At 56.1% G+C, this 16,274-nt stretch carries 11 protein-coding genes; 10 read left to right on the forward strand and 1 reads right to left on the reverse strand.

Features of this window, described 5'->3' with window-relative positions:
• Positions 1-73 precede the first annotated feature (73 nt).
• The 3 genes from V7660_RS16415 to V7660_RS16425 all read left to right on the forward strand — a co-directional run bounded on the left by V7660_RS16415 (position 74) and on the right by V7660_RS16425 (position 4,691).
• Entirely contained in the window at positions 74-1,294 is a 1,221-nt protein-coding gene (locus V7660_RS16415) for an MFS transporter (RefSeq protein ID WP_335604132.1), read from the forward strand.
• A 215-nt stretch (positions 1,295-1,509) separates the two neighbouring features.
• A complete protein-coding gene (locus V7660_RS16420) occupies positions 1,510-3,807 on the forward strand; it encodes a TonB-dependent receptor (protein WP_335604133.1) in 2,298 nt (765 codons plus the stop codon).
• 38 nt (positions 3,808-3,845) lie between these two features.
• Positions 3,846-4,691, forward strand: coding sequence for a TauD/TfdA dioxygenase family protein (locus tag V7660_RS16425; RefSeq protein WP_335604134.1), 846 nt, complete (start codon positions 3,846-3,848; stop codon positions 4,689-4,691).
• A 47-nt stretch (positions 4,692-4,738) separates the two neighbouring features.
• Here the strand turns inward: V7660_RS16425 and V7660_RS16430 are convergent, their stop codons facing one another.
• Positions 4,739-5,923, reverse strand: a complete 1,185-nt coding sequence (locus V7660_RS16430; RefSeq protein WP_335604135.1) for a sensor histidine kinase — start codon at positions 5,921-5,923, stop codon at positions 4,739-4,741.
• A 98-nt stretch (positions 5,924-6,021) separates the two neighbouring features.
• Here V7660_RS16430 and V7660_RS16435 point away from each other — a divergent pair, with 98 nt between their 5' ends.
• The 7 genes from V7660_RS16435 (at position 6,022) to V7660_RS16465 (ending at position 16,167) form a co-directional block, all read left to right on the forward strand.
• The gene (locus V7660_RS16435) at positions 6,022-6,771 is read left to right on the forward strand and encodes a LytR/AlgR family response regulator transcription factor (protein ID WP_335604136.1); all 750 of its coding nucleotides are present in this window, start codon (positions 6,022-6,024) and stop codon (positions 6,769-6,771) included.
• A gap of 141 nt (positions 6,772-6,912) precedes the next feature.
• A complete protein-coding gene (bglX, locus tag V7660_RS16440; RefSeq protein WP_335604137.1) occupies positions 6,913-9,177 on the forward strand; it encodes a beta-glucosidase BglX in 2,265 nt (754 codons plus the stop codon).
• A 489-nt stretch (positions 9,178-9,666) separates the two neighbouring features.
• On the forward strand, positions 9,667-10,428 hold the full coding sequence (locus tag V7660_RS16445) for a glycoside hydrolase family 16 protein (RefSeq protein WP_335604138.1): 762 nt from the start codon (positions 9,667-9,669) through the stop codon (positions 10,426-10,428).
• 51 nt (positions 10,429-10,479) lie between these two features.
• A complete protein-coding gene (locus V7660_RS16450) occupies positions 10,480-12,480 on the forward strand; it encodes a TonB-dependent receptor (RefSeq protein WP_335604139.1) in 2,001 nt (666 codons plus the stop codon).
• A gap of 9 nt (positions 12,481-12,489) precedes the next feature.
• Positions 12,490-13,491 (forward strand): TonB-dependent receptor domain-containing protein, encoded by a 1,002-nt coding sequence (locus tag V7660_RS16455; protein ID WP_335604259.1) that lies wholly within the window; start codon positions 12,490-12,492, stop codon positions 13,489-13,491.
• A 133-nt stretch (positions 13,492-13,624) separates the two neighbouring features.
• Positions 13,625-14,665 carry a cupin-like domain-containing protein gene (locus V7660_RS16460; protein WP_335604140.1) on the forward strand — a complete coding sequence of 347 codons (1,041 nt, stop codon included), beginning with the start codon at positions 13,625-13,627 and terminating at the stop codon, positions 14,663-14,665.
• 5 nt (positions 14,666-14,670) lie between these two features.
• Positions 14,671-16,167, forward strand: coding sequence for a tryptophan halogenase family protein (locus V7660_RS16465; RefSeq protein ID WP_335604141.1), 1,497 nt, complete (start codon positions 14,671-14,673; stop codon positions 16,165-16,167).
• Positions 16,168-16,274: the final 107 nt, after the last annotated feature.

The raw sequence follows: 16,274 nt of genomic DNA on the forward strand, positions 1-16,274 counted from the left end.
AGGTCCGAACCTTTGGGTTTTCCGAGGGTATCCTGCCCGGCTGAAGAGGGAAGCGGGCATGTATAGAAAGTGGATGATCTTTGCGATTATCGTTGCCGGCTTCTTTGTGCTCAATGCGAGTACATTTGCCTCGCTGGGCGTTGTCCTCTTCGTCATGGCAGACGATCTCGGCTGGTCTTACACATCAGCCGGTCTGAGCTTCACGATCCTCGGGCTGGCTGTGGGACTGACCAGTTTTCTTCCGGCCATTCTCCTGCATCGGATTGGCGCAAGGCTTACCTTTGTCTTGGGACTCACATGTGTTGCCACAGGCTTCGGTCTGGCAAGCTGCAGCAATGGGCTTGGCATGTTCTTCGCGGCGATGTGCCTTGTGGGCGCCGGGTTCTCCCTGTCGGGAAACGTGACGGCTGTTTGGCTGATTGGAGAATGGTTTCCACGGCATACCGGACGGATGATCGGGCTCTATCTCATGCTTGGCGGCGTGGGTGACATTGTGGGTCCCAGCCTCAGTCATTATCTGATCGAATGGACGGACTGGCGGTTCAACTGGATGATCCTTGCCGGCATTTGCGGCATCGTGATGCTCGTTGGGGCCATTTTCATCACAGAGAAACACGGTGCGGCTGAGCACACTCCGGAGACTGAAGGCGAGAGTCACCCTGACCGGGTTGCGGATGTTGGAGGTGAAATTCCATCATGGCGCAAGGCCGTTCAGCGTCCTTTGTTTCTGGTCATCGCTGCGGCGATAACATTCAATCTAGCCTGCGTGACGACCGTTCACTCCATAGCCGTCAGCCACCTCAAACTCCTCGGTCTGTCTCCCGCGATTGGCGCTTTGGGCCTCAGCTTCATGGCGTTGGTTTCACTGGCATTTAAAGGCCTTGCCGGACCCCTGTGCGAACGCTTTTCGTCTCGCCACATGCTGGCGTTGAGCATGGGGCTCCAGGCAATCGGCGTTGTCATGTTTGCCATGGCAACCAATCCGGCTCTGGTCCTGGTGTCTTCCCTTCTGTTCGGGTCCGGGTGGGGGATTACGGTTGTTGCGACCATGGTCCTGCTTGTGGACTGCTTCGGGCGAGTGATTGGTGCACAATTGCTGGGCGCCGCCCATCAGATTTCTTCAATCGCGGCCTTCGGACCGTTGGCGGCTGGCGTGGCGGCTGACAAGATTGGCTCATTCGCGCCCGTCTTTTATGCGTTTGCGCTGGCTCTTGGTGTGTTGGCCTTTGTCATTCAGGTTCTGCGTGATCCTGGAATGTCGAAGCCGTCCCCTGTGGTCTCGCGACCGATTTAGAACAAGGCAAGAATATTTATTATTCGGCCCCTTTGCGCAATCTGCCGCGAAGGGGTTATTCCGCCTATATTGATATGTGTAGAGATTACGTAACTGGTGCCGATTTTAAAGAGTTTACAACTATTTTGGCGCTGGAAATCAAGTCAGGACGCAATCTCGAATCTAGCGTGGGATATCGCAAATTCTGTGATTTCTGCAGCTTGAGGGATAATGTCATGGGTCGGAATAAAAAGGTTGATTTGAAGTATAAGGCCGCGTGTGCGGCGATGGGTTTGGCCCTGCTCCACGGTGGGAGTGCGCTGGCCGACGACGCTGACGGTGATGGCGATGATATTCGCAATATGAATCAAATCACCGTTTACGGAGAAAAGCGAGAGACTAAACTCCAGGATGCGCCAATCGCACTGAGCGCAATCACGGGCGACATTCTCGACCAAGCCGGAATTACAGATCCCAGCCAGTTGAACGGTTATGTTCCCGGCCTCATGATTACCAAGAGTGGCGGGTCAGAGCGCATCGTGACGATCCGGGGTGTTGGACAGCAAACACCTGAGAACTTTGCGACCATTCCGGGCGTGTCATTTCACGTCGATGGGGCGTTTCTGCCCAATTCAATTGCGCTTAATATGGGCTTCTTTGACGTAGATCGGATCGAGGTCCTGAGGGGCCCGCAAGGGACGGTGTTCGGCCAGAGCTCCACGGGTGGTTCAATCAATGTCATCACCAACCAGCCAACCCTTGATGAGTACAAAGGTACCTTCAAGGCAACGCTGGGCGACTACAATTATGTGCAAGGGTTCGCTTCGTACAATGTGCCGATAGGGGAAACCGCAGCAATTCGTGGCTCAATTCAGCAGACGTCTCATGATGGATATGCGACCGCGACGAGTATCGACGGCGGCTATGAGCTCGATGATGCTGACAATGAGCACTATCGTATCGCAGGCCTTTGGGAGCCCACAGACAAACTCTCCACCACGTTGTCGTATACACTCTACAATGACAAGCATAATGGCGGGGCACTGAAGAATATCAATGACCCCAACCCGGATATCCGGGAGCTAACCCAGGACTATCCTGCAAAGTTCAAACTGCGCTCTGAACTCGCCACCCTGAATGTATCCTACGAATTGCCGTTTGCGACATTCAAGTCTGTGACGAGCTACCAGGACATGACGCACGGCCAGTCATTCGATGCAGATCGCCTGGATCTTGAGACCTATGGCGGATATGACCATGTTGCGACGTGGGGGACTGACGCGGAAACCTTCATGGAAGAGTTGACGATCAGCTCTCTTCCGGATGCCCCCTTCGACTGGATCACAGGCGTCTTTTATTCAAATACGGACTCTGCCCAGTACGTCGTCGAGTATCGGGAACTGGGTGTGACATCCATTCCCGGGCTTCCCATCCTGCCCAAGGATACGCTGCCATCCGAGGTGCCAGCCAATCTGGCCTACGAGAATATCTCGACCGTGAACCGGGAGTCGGTGGCGCCGTTCTTCCAGGCCACCATTCCAGTCATGACCAACCTTAATGCGACGATTGGTGCGCGCTACAATGATGACAAGTATGAGGGCGAAGGTGCCTCCTATTATGCGGCGCCTACGCAGAGTACGTTTGATACCCAGACATGGACCGGGAAAGTCGGGCTGGATTATGATGTATCGGAAGACTCCATGCTCTATGCGAGCTGGTCTCGCGGGTACAAGCCTGGGGGCCTGAATGGCGGCTCCTCCGGAGCCTTGACGGTGTCCACCACATATGACGAAGAAATCGTGGAAGCCATCGAATTCGGGTCAAAGAATACCTTCCTGGATGGGCGGGCAACCTTGAATGCTTCTGTCTTCTTCAATCAGTATGAAAACATGCAATTCATCGAAGAAGACCCGATCCCGTATTCGGGCGGAATTGGAAACATTCCAGAGGCGGAGACGTATGGTCTGGAACTCGAGGGTAGCTACCTGGCCTTTGGTGACCAACTGCTACTTGGTGGCAACATGGCCCTGCTGGATGGGGAAGTGACAGCCGACTACGAGGCGTTGGATCGCCGCCTGGCGGATCTGGCATCAGCTGCAGCCGAAGCGACCGGGACGATCTATCCATGGACATACGACTGGTTCCTCGCGCGCCAATCTGCTGCGGTGCAGGTAAACGGCAATACACCTCCGAACCTGGCCGATCTTACCTATAATTTGTATGCGGCCTGGTTCCAGCCAATCGCCGATCATGGGGAGCTGACTTCGCGGATCGAAAACGTGTATGTAGGTGACTATGAGGCCCGGATATTCAATACGGACGGGGCAGATGATGTGCCGTCCTACAGCCTCTGGAATGCGTACTTTCAGTACAAGCCGACAGAGGGTCCATGGTTTGTGTCTGCGTCCATTACGAACATCGGTGACGAAGAAGGCATTTCGGGCCGTTTCGTGGATCCGTATTCCAGCGGCACGGTCAGTAATGAATATGTGCCACCGCGCCAGCTGCTGGTCACATTCGGCTTCGAATTCTGATCTCGAAATTGCGACGAGCAAAATGAAAGGTACCCAAAGTGTCAGACTTTGACGGTGACAAGGAGTATAGCAGCTTTACCGCGAAGCGGGTTACGCCGTATCTTGGGGCAGAGCTTGAGGGGCTGGACGTCACCCAGCCTCTCTCGTCCGGCCAGGCTGATGAATTGCGAGATGCGCTGGCCCGGTTCCAGGTGCTTTTCTTCCGGGACCAACCTATCAGCCATGAGGCTCACAAGGATCTTGGTCAGCTATTCGGTCCCTTGGCGATTCACTCCGCCGTAGCGGGGATCGAAGGGCACCCGGAGATCGTGGCCATTCACGCAGATGCCAATTCGAAATATGTTGCTGGGGAGAGTTGGCATTCCGACCTGAGCGCCGATGAGGAGCCTCCGCTTGGCAGTATCCTCTGCCTGCATACGGTCCCGCAGACGGGCGGGGACACCATGTTTTCGAGCATGTACAAGGCCTATGATGCCTTGTCAGATCGCATGAAGACCTATCTTGAGGGGCTGGAGGCGGTTCATGATGCCAATCCCGTCTATCATGCTCTGTTCAAGGATTATGACAAGAGATATCCTGTGGCGACCCATCCGGTCATTCGAACGCATCCTGTGAGCGGAAAAAAATGTATATTCGTCAATTCGTCCTATACGACCCGAATTGAAGGTCTTTCCGGCGAAGAGAGCGATGCGATCCTGAAGTTCCTGTTCGAGCATGTCAAAAACCCCAACTTCCAGGTTCGGTTCCAGTGGCGACCTCACTCCATAGCGTTTTGGGACAACCGCGCGGTTCAGCATCTGGCAGTGTGGGATTATTTTCCAGAAGTCCGGTCAGGATACCGAGTGACCATTGCGGGGGACAAGCCATTCAGTGGCGCCCTGTAGGCAATTGGCTGTTAGGGGGTGATCCTGTCGCTGTCCCAGACTGCTGGCTATTTCCGTTTCACTGACTGGTGGCCAAGCCTCTGGGCCGGGATCGACATGTTGACGGCGAAGCCAATGGGATCCACGGCGCCATAGCTCATCTCTACATCCTTGCCGTATGTGGAAATGAGGCGCTGTTTCACGTTCAAGAGTCCGATACCCTGCGGCTCGCCGACTGCCCCGTCCGGCCCCGGCATCTGGCCGGATCCGTCATCCTGTACTTTCAGGAAGAGACGGTCCCCGACCAGGCTGGCTTCCAGGCTAATTCTGGTAGGTTTCACGTTCCGGCTGACGGCAAACTTGACGCTGTTCTCGAAGAGCGGCTGTAACAGCAGACTTGGGACAGCCATGACGCGCGCTGCATCATCGACGTCGAAAGAAATATGCAGGCGGTCTCCAAAGCGTACCTTCTCAATGCCGAGATAGAGTTCGAGGGTTTCGAGTTCATCTTCCAGCGTGTGCTGGACTTCATTCGAATGATCCAGTGTCACCCGGAGATAGTTGCCGATACGAGCCAGCATATCCGTCGCGCCATTCGTGTCACCTTTGCGGACAAGCGAGGAGACGGAGTTCAATGCATTGAACAGGAAGTGCGGATTGAGCTGGTATTTCAGCATGCGCAATTGCGTGTCGCGGAAAAGCTTTTCCGCTTCGAGGCGTTTCAGCGTTTCACGCTGGGCAACTTCCTTTGCTCGCAGGGCCGTGTTTTGTGCGTCTACCGCCAATTGGTGTTCCACGATCCAGTGCCGGTAATATTTCAACGCGTGATAACAGAAGGCCCATGCTCCGAAGACAATCACGGAGGCAAACATCCACCCGCCCCAGTCGGACAACGGAATAATCTCTCCGGTGAGCCACATGAAGGAGTATACCCTCAGAAGAGTCCAGACCAGCGAGGCGGCCAGAACGGCGGCGCCATTGATCAGAACGCGAGGCAGGAGAGAAATATTCCATGTGCCCGACGCCACCCATCTCAGCGGGTGGCTGACAAAGACCCCCAATACCGACTGGAGGATTGTGTGGAGGATGGGAGTCAGCTGGCCGGGATTGTACCAGACGGTCAAACTGAGGTAGCTGAGCAACGCCATCGCGGACCAGCCCGTGGTCTGGAACAGCCAGTACTGCCGCGCGTCTGGCTGCATGCCCTTGCCCAGCGTCTTGAATATGGAGGATGGCGTATCAATAGCAGTCATGGAACCATGTGACAGCGAAAACTGGTTCCAGATCAACCATATGATTGCTTATTGGCGAGAATTATTTCGCCGCTCATGCGAGAGGATACTCAAATCAGATGCTCAGAACGATAGTTTGTGATGACGAGGCCCCCGCGCTGGAATTGATCGAGGGGATGTTGCGCGATACGGGAGAGGTCGCCATCGAGGGCGCGTATCTCTCTGTCCTGGATGCAATCGAGCGCATCAATGCCGGGGGAATCGATCTGGCCGTTCTGGATGTCGAAATGCCGATACTGACTGGTGTGGAAGCCTCGGAGCAGATCACGGTCGATCCCAAGCCACTCATCGTGTTTGCAACCGCCCACCCGGAATATGCGGTCGAAGCGTTTGGTCTCGACGCCATCGACTATGTTCTGAAGCCGTTCGACCGGCATCGCATTGCCAAAGCGGTCGAGAAGGCGATCCGGTTTCGTCAATTGATCGAGCAGAGTGAGCAGGAAGTTCAGGGCGAGGGTGACGACAATCGGGCGGACCCGCCGGCAATGTTGAGACTCAAGGATTCTGGCCGGTACTATTTCATGCCTCATCACGACGTACTCTGGATTGAAGCCGCTGGCGACTATTCGCTTTTGCACACGCAAGACAAGGAAGCGGCTATACGGCGCACGATCAAATCCCTGGAGACGGATCTGCCAGCCGATCGTTTCGTGCGTATACATCGCTCGTCAATCGTTTCGATTGAGCACATCCGGGAAATACGGATGCTTCACAAGGGCGAGGCCCAGATACTTCTTACAGATGGCACCATCGTGCGCACGAGCCGCAGCTATCGCGATGTTATCCAGAAACTCATAGACGATCTGTAATTGCCTGGCGCGAAATGAACCTTCCTCCCGTTCATCGCATGGAGGGGACATTCCAACGCAATCTGTCTTGCTCCAAGGCAGAGGTTCGCTCGACAATAAGCCAAAAGAGCTCTTAGCGGCTGGTTTATTGGGAGGATTAAGGTGAGGGCAATCTTACGCTTACTGTGCGCGGCGACACTGATTGGATCGCTTGCAAATGCAGGTTCGGCAATGGCTGAAGAGCCGACCGCGATAGAGTCGCGTGTGGAGAGCCTGCTGGCGCAAATGACGCTGGAAGAGAAAATCGGCCAGCTCATCCAATTGTCGAATGTCGGTGACACGACCGGGCCATTGCCAGACGATGAAGCGCGCCGTCGCAACATGGAGTTGGTGAAGGCCGGCCTGATCGGATCGATGTTGAATGTTGTCGGCGTCGAGGAAGTCCGGATCGTGCAGGACTATGCTGTCAACAATTCGAGACTCGGTATCCCGCTCATCTTCGGGTTCGATGTCGTGCATGGGCACAAGACCAGCTTTCCGATTCCTCTGGGTGAGGCCGCGAGCTGGGACCTTGAGTTGATTGAAGAAAGTGCGCGGATCGCAGCGACCGAGGCGGCCGCTCAGGGGCTGAACTGGACGTTCGCGCCCATGGCGGATATCTCCCGCGACCCACGCTGGGGCCGTGTGATGGAGGGGGCAGGAGAAGACCCCTATCTCGGCGCGGAGATCGCTGTTGCCCGGGTCCGGGGGTTTCAGGGGCGCGATTTGTCTCGCCCCGACACTATCGCTGCCACAGTCAAGCATTTCGCGGGCTATGGCTTTTCAGAATCGGGCCGGGATTACAATACGGTCGACTTCAGCTCCACGACGCTTTTCAATGTCGTGCTTCCGCCGTTTCGCGCGGCCGTGAAGCGCGCCAATGCGCGCACGGTGATGAATGCGTTCAATATCGTGAACGGTATCCCTTCCACCGGAAACACCTTCTTGCAGAGAGAGATTCTCAAGGGCGAATGGGGGTTCGATGGCTTTGTCGTGTCTGACTGGGCCTCGGGACTCGAAATGATCAATCATGGCTTTGCGGCAGACGAGCACGAGGCTGCGAGGCTGGCCATGCAAGCGGGTTCCGACATGGACATGGAAAGCTCCATCTATTTGGAGCACCTCCAGGATTTGGTTGAGAACGGCGATGTTTCCCTGGAGTTGATCGACGATGCGGTCCGCAGAATTCTGCGCGTAAAATACGAGCTGGGCCTGTTCGACGATCCCTATCGCTATTTGGATGAGGGTCGGGAGGCGGCTGTGCTACTCTCGCTCGAAAACCTTGCAGCAGCGCGCAAGGTTGCGGAGCGCTCGATTGTGCTGCTCAAGAATGACGACCATCTGCTTCCCTTGAAAGGCGGCGAGAAGGTCGCGTTGATCGGCGCGTTGGCGGCCGACGAGGATTCTCCCCTCGGCAATTGGCGTGCAATGAGCGAGGCGGATTCAGCGGTTTCTGTCGTGGACGCCTTTGAGGCGGCCGGCATCGATTTCACCTATGCGGAAGGTGCCGTTCTCGAAATTGGTAGCGCCGGTTTTCCTGATCCGGTTGTGGTGAATGCCGAAGACCGCAGCGGGTTTTCCGAAGCCGTGGCCGCTGCCCGCGGTGCCGACAAGGTCGTTATTGTTCTCGGTGAAGATGCCCGTCAGTCGGGCGAAGGACGTAGCCGCACGCGCCTCGGGTTTCCCGGTGTCCAGCAAGAGCTTCTGGAGGCCGTGACAGAGGCAAATCCCAACACGATCCTGGTGGTGATGAGTGGCCGGCCGCTCGTGCTTAGCTGGGCGGATGAGAATTTGCCCACCATCGTTCAGGCCTGGCACCTCGGTAGCGAGAGCGGCCATGCGCTCACCAATGTCCTGATCGGGAAGTATAATCCCAGCGGCAAGTTGCCTATGAGCTTCCCGCGATCGGTCGGTCAGGTGCCGGTCTACTACAATCATTTCAACACAGGTCGCCCCGACGAGATACCGGATGTCTTCTGGTCGCATTTTACTGACGAGAAGAATACGCCCCTGTACCCATTCGGACACGGACTGAGCTATACCAGCTTTGCCTATTCGGACCTTTCGGCGGTGCCGGAAGGTGAGATATACAGTGTGGAGGTGACGGTGGCCAATACCGGCCAGGTTGCAGGCGAGGAGGTGGTGCAACTCTATATTCGCGACCGAGCGGCGAGTGTCGTGCGGCCGGTCCGGGAACTGAAAGGATTTCAGAAGATCCTGCTGCAGCCGGGTGAACGCAAGGCTCTGCGATTCAGTCTGGGACCTGACGAGTTGGGTTTCTACAATGGAGACGGTGAGTTTCTGGTGGAGCCGGGCATGTTTGATATATTCGTCGGTGGCGTGTCCACCGCAGAACTGTCCACCTCATTTTCCTACGAACCCCGCTGAATGTGACGGCGCGGTAGATCGCGTCTGGAACCGGTTTCACTTGCCGCGAATGGTCCTGCCATTCGCGGCAAATTCTTGAGTCGCTCCCTTCAGCAGAGAGGTGATGAAACCGTTTTACTTTCCCAACTGCCGCACGGCGTGTCCAATTCGCCGCAAGCGCATTGTGCGGTGAACGTGCGCTGCGCATTTTTGATGAAAGGGAAGAAACAGACCCGAATGGGGCGTTATATGCGACTATTGGCAGTGGGCGGGCCTCTGAGCTTCGCGGCATTCTTGCTTGCAGCCTGCGTAAGTGCAGGTCCGCATGCTGATGTCGCTGCGTACGCTCCCGAAACGGCGCCTGAATGGTCAACCGTCTGGTTTGACGATTTTGACGGTGCCATATTGGATCGGGCCAAATGGGTCCCTGAAGAATCCTGCTGGGGCGGCGGAAACAATGAGCGGCAGTGTTATACAGGGCGGCCTGAAAACATTCAGGTTTCTGATGGCGTGTTGCGATTGATCGCCCTGAAGGAAGACTTCGAAGGGCCGCTTCTGGCCGATCAGCATGGCGGCGAACAGACAACAAAAGCCTACACATCCGGCAAAATCCGCACACGCGGGCTGGCGGACTGGATGTATGGCCGTTTCTCGGCCCGTATCAAATTGCCAGACGGACAGGGCACATGGCCTGCCTTCTGGATGATGCCGTCGAGCAGCACATACGGCCGGTGGCCGCTGTCTGGTGAGATCGATATCATGGAAGCGGTCAACCTTGGCACACCGTGCGAAGACTGCGTAGGCAGCCGGGAAAACCGAACTTCAGGGGCCGCGCATTTCGGCGACGTTGCGCCTGACAACACCTATTTATTCCTGAAAACGGATCCGATCAGTTCGGAGAGCCCTGCGAATCAGTGGCGCACCTACGCGCTGGAGTGGGCTGACGGTCAGATGCAGTGGCTCGTGGATGGCAAGGTTTTCATGCGTCTAACCCGTGAGGATTGGTACACGGCGGCCCCGAACGCCGCCAACCGGCCCAGTGCCCCATTCGATCAGCCATTTTTCCTTATGCTGAATTTAGCTGTGGGCGGAAATTTGCCCGAGAAATCGAACGGGATGGGCTTCGACCCGAAGTCGTTCCCGGCAGAGCTTCTGGTTGACTGGGTTCGCGTCGAGCAATGCCGTGGCGATGAGGCATCAGGTCGCGCATGTCTCGACACACAGAAATGGAATGGCAAGCCACAGGGGCCTTGGGAGGCGCGGGCGCGTTGAAGCTGGCCGTCCGAGCCGGATTAACAAAAGAGTTCATTGGGAGGAAATGAAATGAAGGAAGAACGCAAACATGATTGGCGAAAGCTCTCGCTGATCTTCCTGGGAAGCGCATCAGCGTTCGCTCTGTCACATTCTGCAAATGCACAGGAAGTGACAGATGGGGAAGAACTCCGGCAGGAAACGGTCACCGTCCAGGGGATTCGGGGAAGCCTCGCAGAAGCGACCGACATCAAGCGCAATGCGCAAGGGGTTGTGGACGCCATCACGAATGAGGACATGGGCAAGTTCCCCGATACGAATCTTGCTGAATCGCTCCAGCGTATCACGGGGGTTTCCATCAACCGGTCCAATGGTGAGGGTAGTCAGGTGACGGTTCGCGGCTTCGGTCCGGACTTCAACCTTGTCCTTCTGAACGGCCGCCAGATGCCCACAGCCTATCTTGAGGGCGGAGCGCCGTCGTCGCGCAGCTTTGATTTCGGCAACATTGCCTCGGAAGGTATCGCCAGCGTTGAGGTCTACAAGACCGGGCTTGCATCCATTCCTACAGGCGGGATCGGGTCTACACTGAACATCAAGACTGCGCGTCCACTGGATGCGCCGGGCCTGCGGTATTCTGCAGGCATTAAAGGCGTCTACGACGACTCGGTTACAAGTCTTGGCGACAAGGAAGTCACCCCAGAAATCTCCGGTATCTATTCCAACACCTTCGCGAACGATACATTCGGTGTCGCGCTGGCTGGCAGCTACCAGGAACGAAATTCCGGGTATGCGCAAGTCGGTACGACAAGTGGTTGGCGCGGAGCTTATTTGGGGGCTGAAAATGACTGGGGATCTTTGCCCCAGCCTCCAGATGACACACAGGTTACCAACCGGCCCGGACCAGACGACATCTATTCGACGCCACAAAACGTCAACTACAGTCTTACGGATGTGGACCGTGAACGCCTCAACGGCCAGGCGACGCTTCAGTACAGCCCCGGTTCGAACTTCACCGCGACTTTGGATTACTTCTACACTCAGAACAAAGTCGCCACCGAGCGGGCCGACATGTCGGTCTGGTTCAACCACGGCGACGTGACGAGCGGATGGACGGATGGGCCAATTGCAAGTCCGCTATTCTACAATGAGGATTTTGGAGACGCCGGTACCGATCTTTCGATGGGTGGAGCCAAGTACGCCACAAAGAGTGAGAACCAGTCGCTTGGCCTGAATTTTGACTGGCAAGCGACAGACAGGCTCGGTCTGGTCTTTGACGTACATTCTTCCAGTGCTGAGTCAGGACAGGACAGCCCGTATGGAACGAGTTCGGTGATCTCGGTCGCTGACTTCCAGCTTCGCTCGCAGGCGGTTGATTTCACGAATGACATGCCGGTTCTGGGACTGGTGTTTCAGGATCCGTTCACCGGCATCGATCCTTCACGCATGATCTCGACCGGGTCGGTTTTCAGCAACAGCTATATCAAGACTGAGATCGATCAGGCTCAACTCAGCGGACACTATGACTTCGATACCTCAATTGTCGACAGTGTCGATTTTGGTGTGTCGGCGACGAAGAATAAGGTCCGCTCTGCTTTCGCGAACGCGCAGCGCGATACTTGGGGCGGGGTTGGTACGGCTGATGATTTGCCGGACGATATCTTCCGGCGTGTGAACATCGCGAAAAATTTCGATCAGTTCAGTGGCTCGGGAATGACCCAGCAGGACGTCTTCGTTTTCGACTTCGACCAGATGGTCGGCATCATTGATAGCGATGGGGACCCGTTCAACAATGCGTGCGGGGGCGATGGCATTTGTCGGTCTGACGATTTCCTCGAAGACCGCCGGATTGAGGAAGAAAGCTATTCGGCGTTTCTCCAGGTCAACAATGAGTTTGATATTGGCGTAATGCCTGCAAAATTCATTGCAGGTCTGCGATACGAGACAACGGATGTCACCTCGCCAGCACAAGTTACAACCCCTAGCGGTGTGCAATGGGTCGCTGCCAACGAATTCGGCCTGATTGGTCTGGATGATTCGAACAATCTGGTTGTGCAGGAATTCACCGGTGAGTAGGATTATTGGCTGCCTGCCGTCGATTTCCGTATCGATCCGCGTGATGATGTTGTTTTGCGTGCATCGTACAGCAAGACTATGACCCGACCTGGATATGGCGACATTGCTGGTGGGCTCTCCGTGCAGCAGATTGCACGAGTGGATGGCGGTACCGGCACAAACGGAAATACCAATCTGAAGCCGTTCATTTCGGAAAACTTCGATCTGTCCGGCGAATGGTATTATGATGAGGGAGGGTCCTATCTTTCTGCGGGTTACTTCAGAAAGAATGTGGAGAATTTCATTGGGTCCGGCATTGTTACGCAGTCGCCATTCGAGGTCTACACCCCTTATGGCGGTGCTCGTTACAATGCGGCGCTTGCAGCCGTAGGGGACGATGCCGTGGCAATCCGCCAGTGGATATTCGAGAATGCCGATCCATCGACGTTCGAAATCACTGGTACGGATACGAACGGAAACTTCACGGGCAACATATTTGGTGTCGCGGGCGAAGATCCGCTCCTGACCTTCGATATCGCGACGCCTGTAAACCAGGAAACCGCCACGGTGGATGGATGGGAATTCGCTGTCCAGCACTTCTTCGGTGAGACGGGGTTCGGCGTGATTGCCAACTACACAATCGTCGACGGCGATGTGGCATTCGACGACACACAGGTCCCGTCGAGTGGCGATCCACAATTCGCGATCACCGGTCTCTCAGACAGCTACAACCTGATCGGCTTCTACGACAAAAACGGGCTTCAGGCGCGTCTCGCCTATAATTGGCGTGATAAGTTCCTCACCTCCACGGTGGGTGTCAGCGGCACGGCCAACAATCCGCAATATGTTGAGGATTATGGCCAGTTGGACTTCAACGTCAGCTATGAAGTTCGTGACGGCTGGACGCTATTTGTCGAGGGTATCAACGTCACCGACGAAACCACCCGCACCGTCGGCCGTACGTCAGCCTATGTTAACTATGCGACCCAAACGGGTGCGCGGTACAATTTTGGCTTCCGCTTTAATTATTAGCCTCCCAATCAAAACCGTCCGCCAGCATGAGCTGGCGGGCGGCTCCTAATCCTGCAGCTAAACTGCCGCGCTGTACCTCAAGGGCAGCGCGGCAGACTTGCAAAAGGTGCCCGCAAGGGGAACACATTATACAATGATCTGCACGACAGACCGGACCGACATTTTTAACGACACGCCACGAGTGCGTGAGGTCGCCTGGCGTCAAGGGGAACGCGATCTATCGGAAATCTCCGCATCATCAGTACCTGTGATCGTGCGCGGGTTCGTCGAGGACTGGCCCGCCGTGAAGGCCGCGCGATCCTCCCTTTCCGATTTCTTCGACTATCTCCATCGCTTTGACCGCGGCGCGGTCGTGCCGATTTCGGCCGGTCCAGCGGCGCTGGATGGGCGACTATTCTACAATGACGATATGACGGGCGTGAATGTCGATCGCGGCAACGCGACATTCACGATGTTTCTGGATCGCGTTTTTAAATTCGGACCGCAAAGCCCTCCACCCCTGATCTATCTGGCGTCAACCGATGTCGACGAAGTCTTGCCCGGCTTTCGGGCTGAGAATGATTTGGAGTTCGGTGATCTGGACCCCCTTCGGAGTGTGTGGATCGGCACGCGTACGCGGGTTGCCGCGCACAATGACCTGCCCCTTAATCTTGCATGTGTCGTCGCAGGCAAGCGTCGCTTTACGCTGTTTCCACCAGACCAGACCCCCAATCTCTATGTTGGCCCGTTTGAATTGACGCCAGCCGGGCGGCCTATCAGCCTCGTCGATTTTGCTGCGCCAGATTCCACCCGCTTTCCCCGCTTCTCCGAAGCGGTAAGGCATGCGCAGATCGCGGACCTGGGTGAGGGCGACGCGCTCTTCATTCCCTCCATGTGGTGGCACCATGTGGAGGCGACCGGGCAGGCGAACATGCTGGTAAACTATTGGTGGCGCACCGTGCCGAAACATCTCGGCACGCCACAGGATGTGCTCAACCATGCGATGATGACATTGCGGGACCTTCCGCCCGAAGAAAAGAAGGCCTGGAGACACATGTTCGAGCATTATGTTTTCAACAATGATGGCACGGAGGTCGATCAGGTGCCTGAACACATTCAGGGCATACTCGGCCCGATCACTCCGGAAGTGGCTGCCAGTGTGCGGGCCTTTCTCCGCGACCGGCTGGATCGCTGAGAATCATGACTAAAGCCAGAAAAAAGAAGAGGGTCGTCATTGCCGGTGGGGGCACGGCCGGCTGGATGACGGCTGCGGCAATGGGCAAAGTGCTTGAGAAGGTATGCGATGTCACGCTCGTGGAATCCGATGCGATCGGAACTGTAGGGGTCGGTGAGGCGACCATACCCACTCTTGTAACCTACAATCGGCTTCTGGGAATCGATGAGGCCCAGTTGATGAGCGCATTGCGCGCGACGTTCAAGCTGGGCATCGCGTTCGAAAACTGGACCGATGTCGGGCATCGTTACATTCACTCATTCGGAATCACCGGAAAGGATCACTGGACGGCAGGCTTCCAGCATTTCTGGCGCCGCGGCCGGGAGCTGGGGGTCGCAGGTGAATTCGGAGACTATTGTCTGGAACTGATCGCCGCAGAGCAGGAGCGCTTCAAGCACTTACCAGACCTCGGCCTGAACTATGCCTATCATCTCGACGCTACTGCCTATGCGGGCTTCCTCAGAGAGATCGCCGAACGGCATGGCGTTGTTCGCCGCGAAGGCAAGATAAGTGAAGTGCGCCGGACCGAGGACGGGAATATTGCCAGTCTTGTCCTGGAAGATGGGAGCGAGATTGCGGGTGATCTGTTTGTCGACTGCACAGGATTCCGTGCCCTGCTGATTGATGGCGCGCTTGGCGTTGGCTATGAGGACTGGTCGCACTGGTTGCCGTGCGACCGTGCGATTGCGGTGCAAACTGCCTCAGTGCGCCCCCCCCGGCCTTACACACGCTCCATTGCTCATGAAGCAGGTTGGCGCTGGCAGATCCCGCTCCAGCACCGGACGGGCAATGGCACGGTCTATTGTAGCCGGTATATGAGTGATGATGAGGCCCGCGGGAAATTACTGGGCGACATTGAGGGGGAATGCCTGAGTGAGCCGCGCCAGATCCGATTCCGCACCGGTACGCGCCGCGCGCATTGGCACCGCAACTGTATCGCAATTGGACTTTCGAGCGGGTTCATTGAGCCTTTGGAGTCGACCAGCATTCACATGATCCAGAGATCCGTCATGCGGTTGATGCAGATGTTTCCGCGCGAGGGTGTTCACCAGCCCGACATAGATGAGTTTAACCGTCAGACAGCATACGAAATTGAACACATCCGTGATTTCATCATTCTACATTATCATCTGACCAACCGTAGCGACACGCCTTTCTGGCGCCACTGCCGCACGATGGAGATTCCGGATAGTCTGCGTCACCGGATGGCACTGTTCCAGCAGGCCGGGCGGGTGTTCCGGGCAAATGATGAGCTGTTTGCGGAGAATTCATGGACCCAGGTTATGCTGGGTCAGGGCCTGATGCCTCAGTCCCATCACCCGGTCGCTGATGTCATGACTGAGGCGGAGGTCACACGCTTCCTGAGCTATATAACCGACAACGTGAACAAGACGGTTGCGGGCCTGCCGATGCACAAGGACTATTTGGACTCTTATTGTCCAGCGACGAATTCAGAGAGATAGCTTCCGGCCCGTGGCCTGAAGAGATCTTTCCAGCGCCTCATGGTCCCATCAAAAGTTGCCTCTCTTGGGCGGAGCAAGTTCATAGGCTTGGCAAGGCATCTTCGCGG

The sequence above is a fragment of the Hyphomonas sp. genome, assembly GCF_036964145.1.
In the GTDB taxonomy this organism is placed as follows: domain Bacteria; phylum Pseudomonadota; class Alphaproteobacteria; order Caulobacterales; family Hyphomonadaceae; genus Hyphomonas.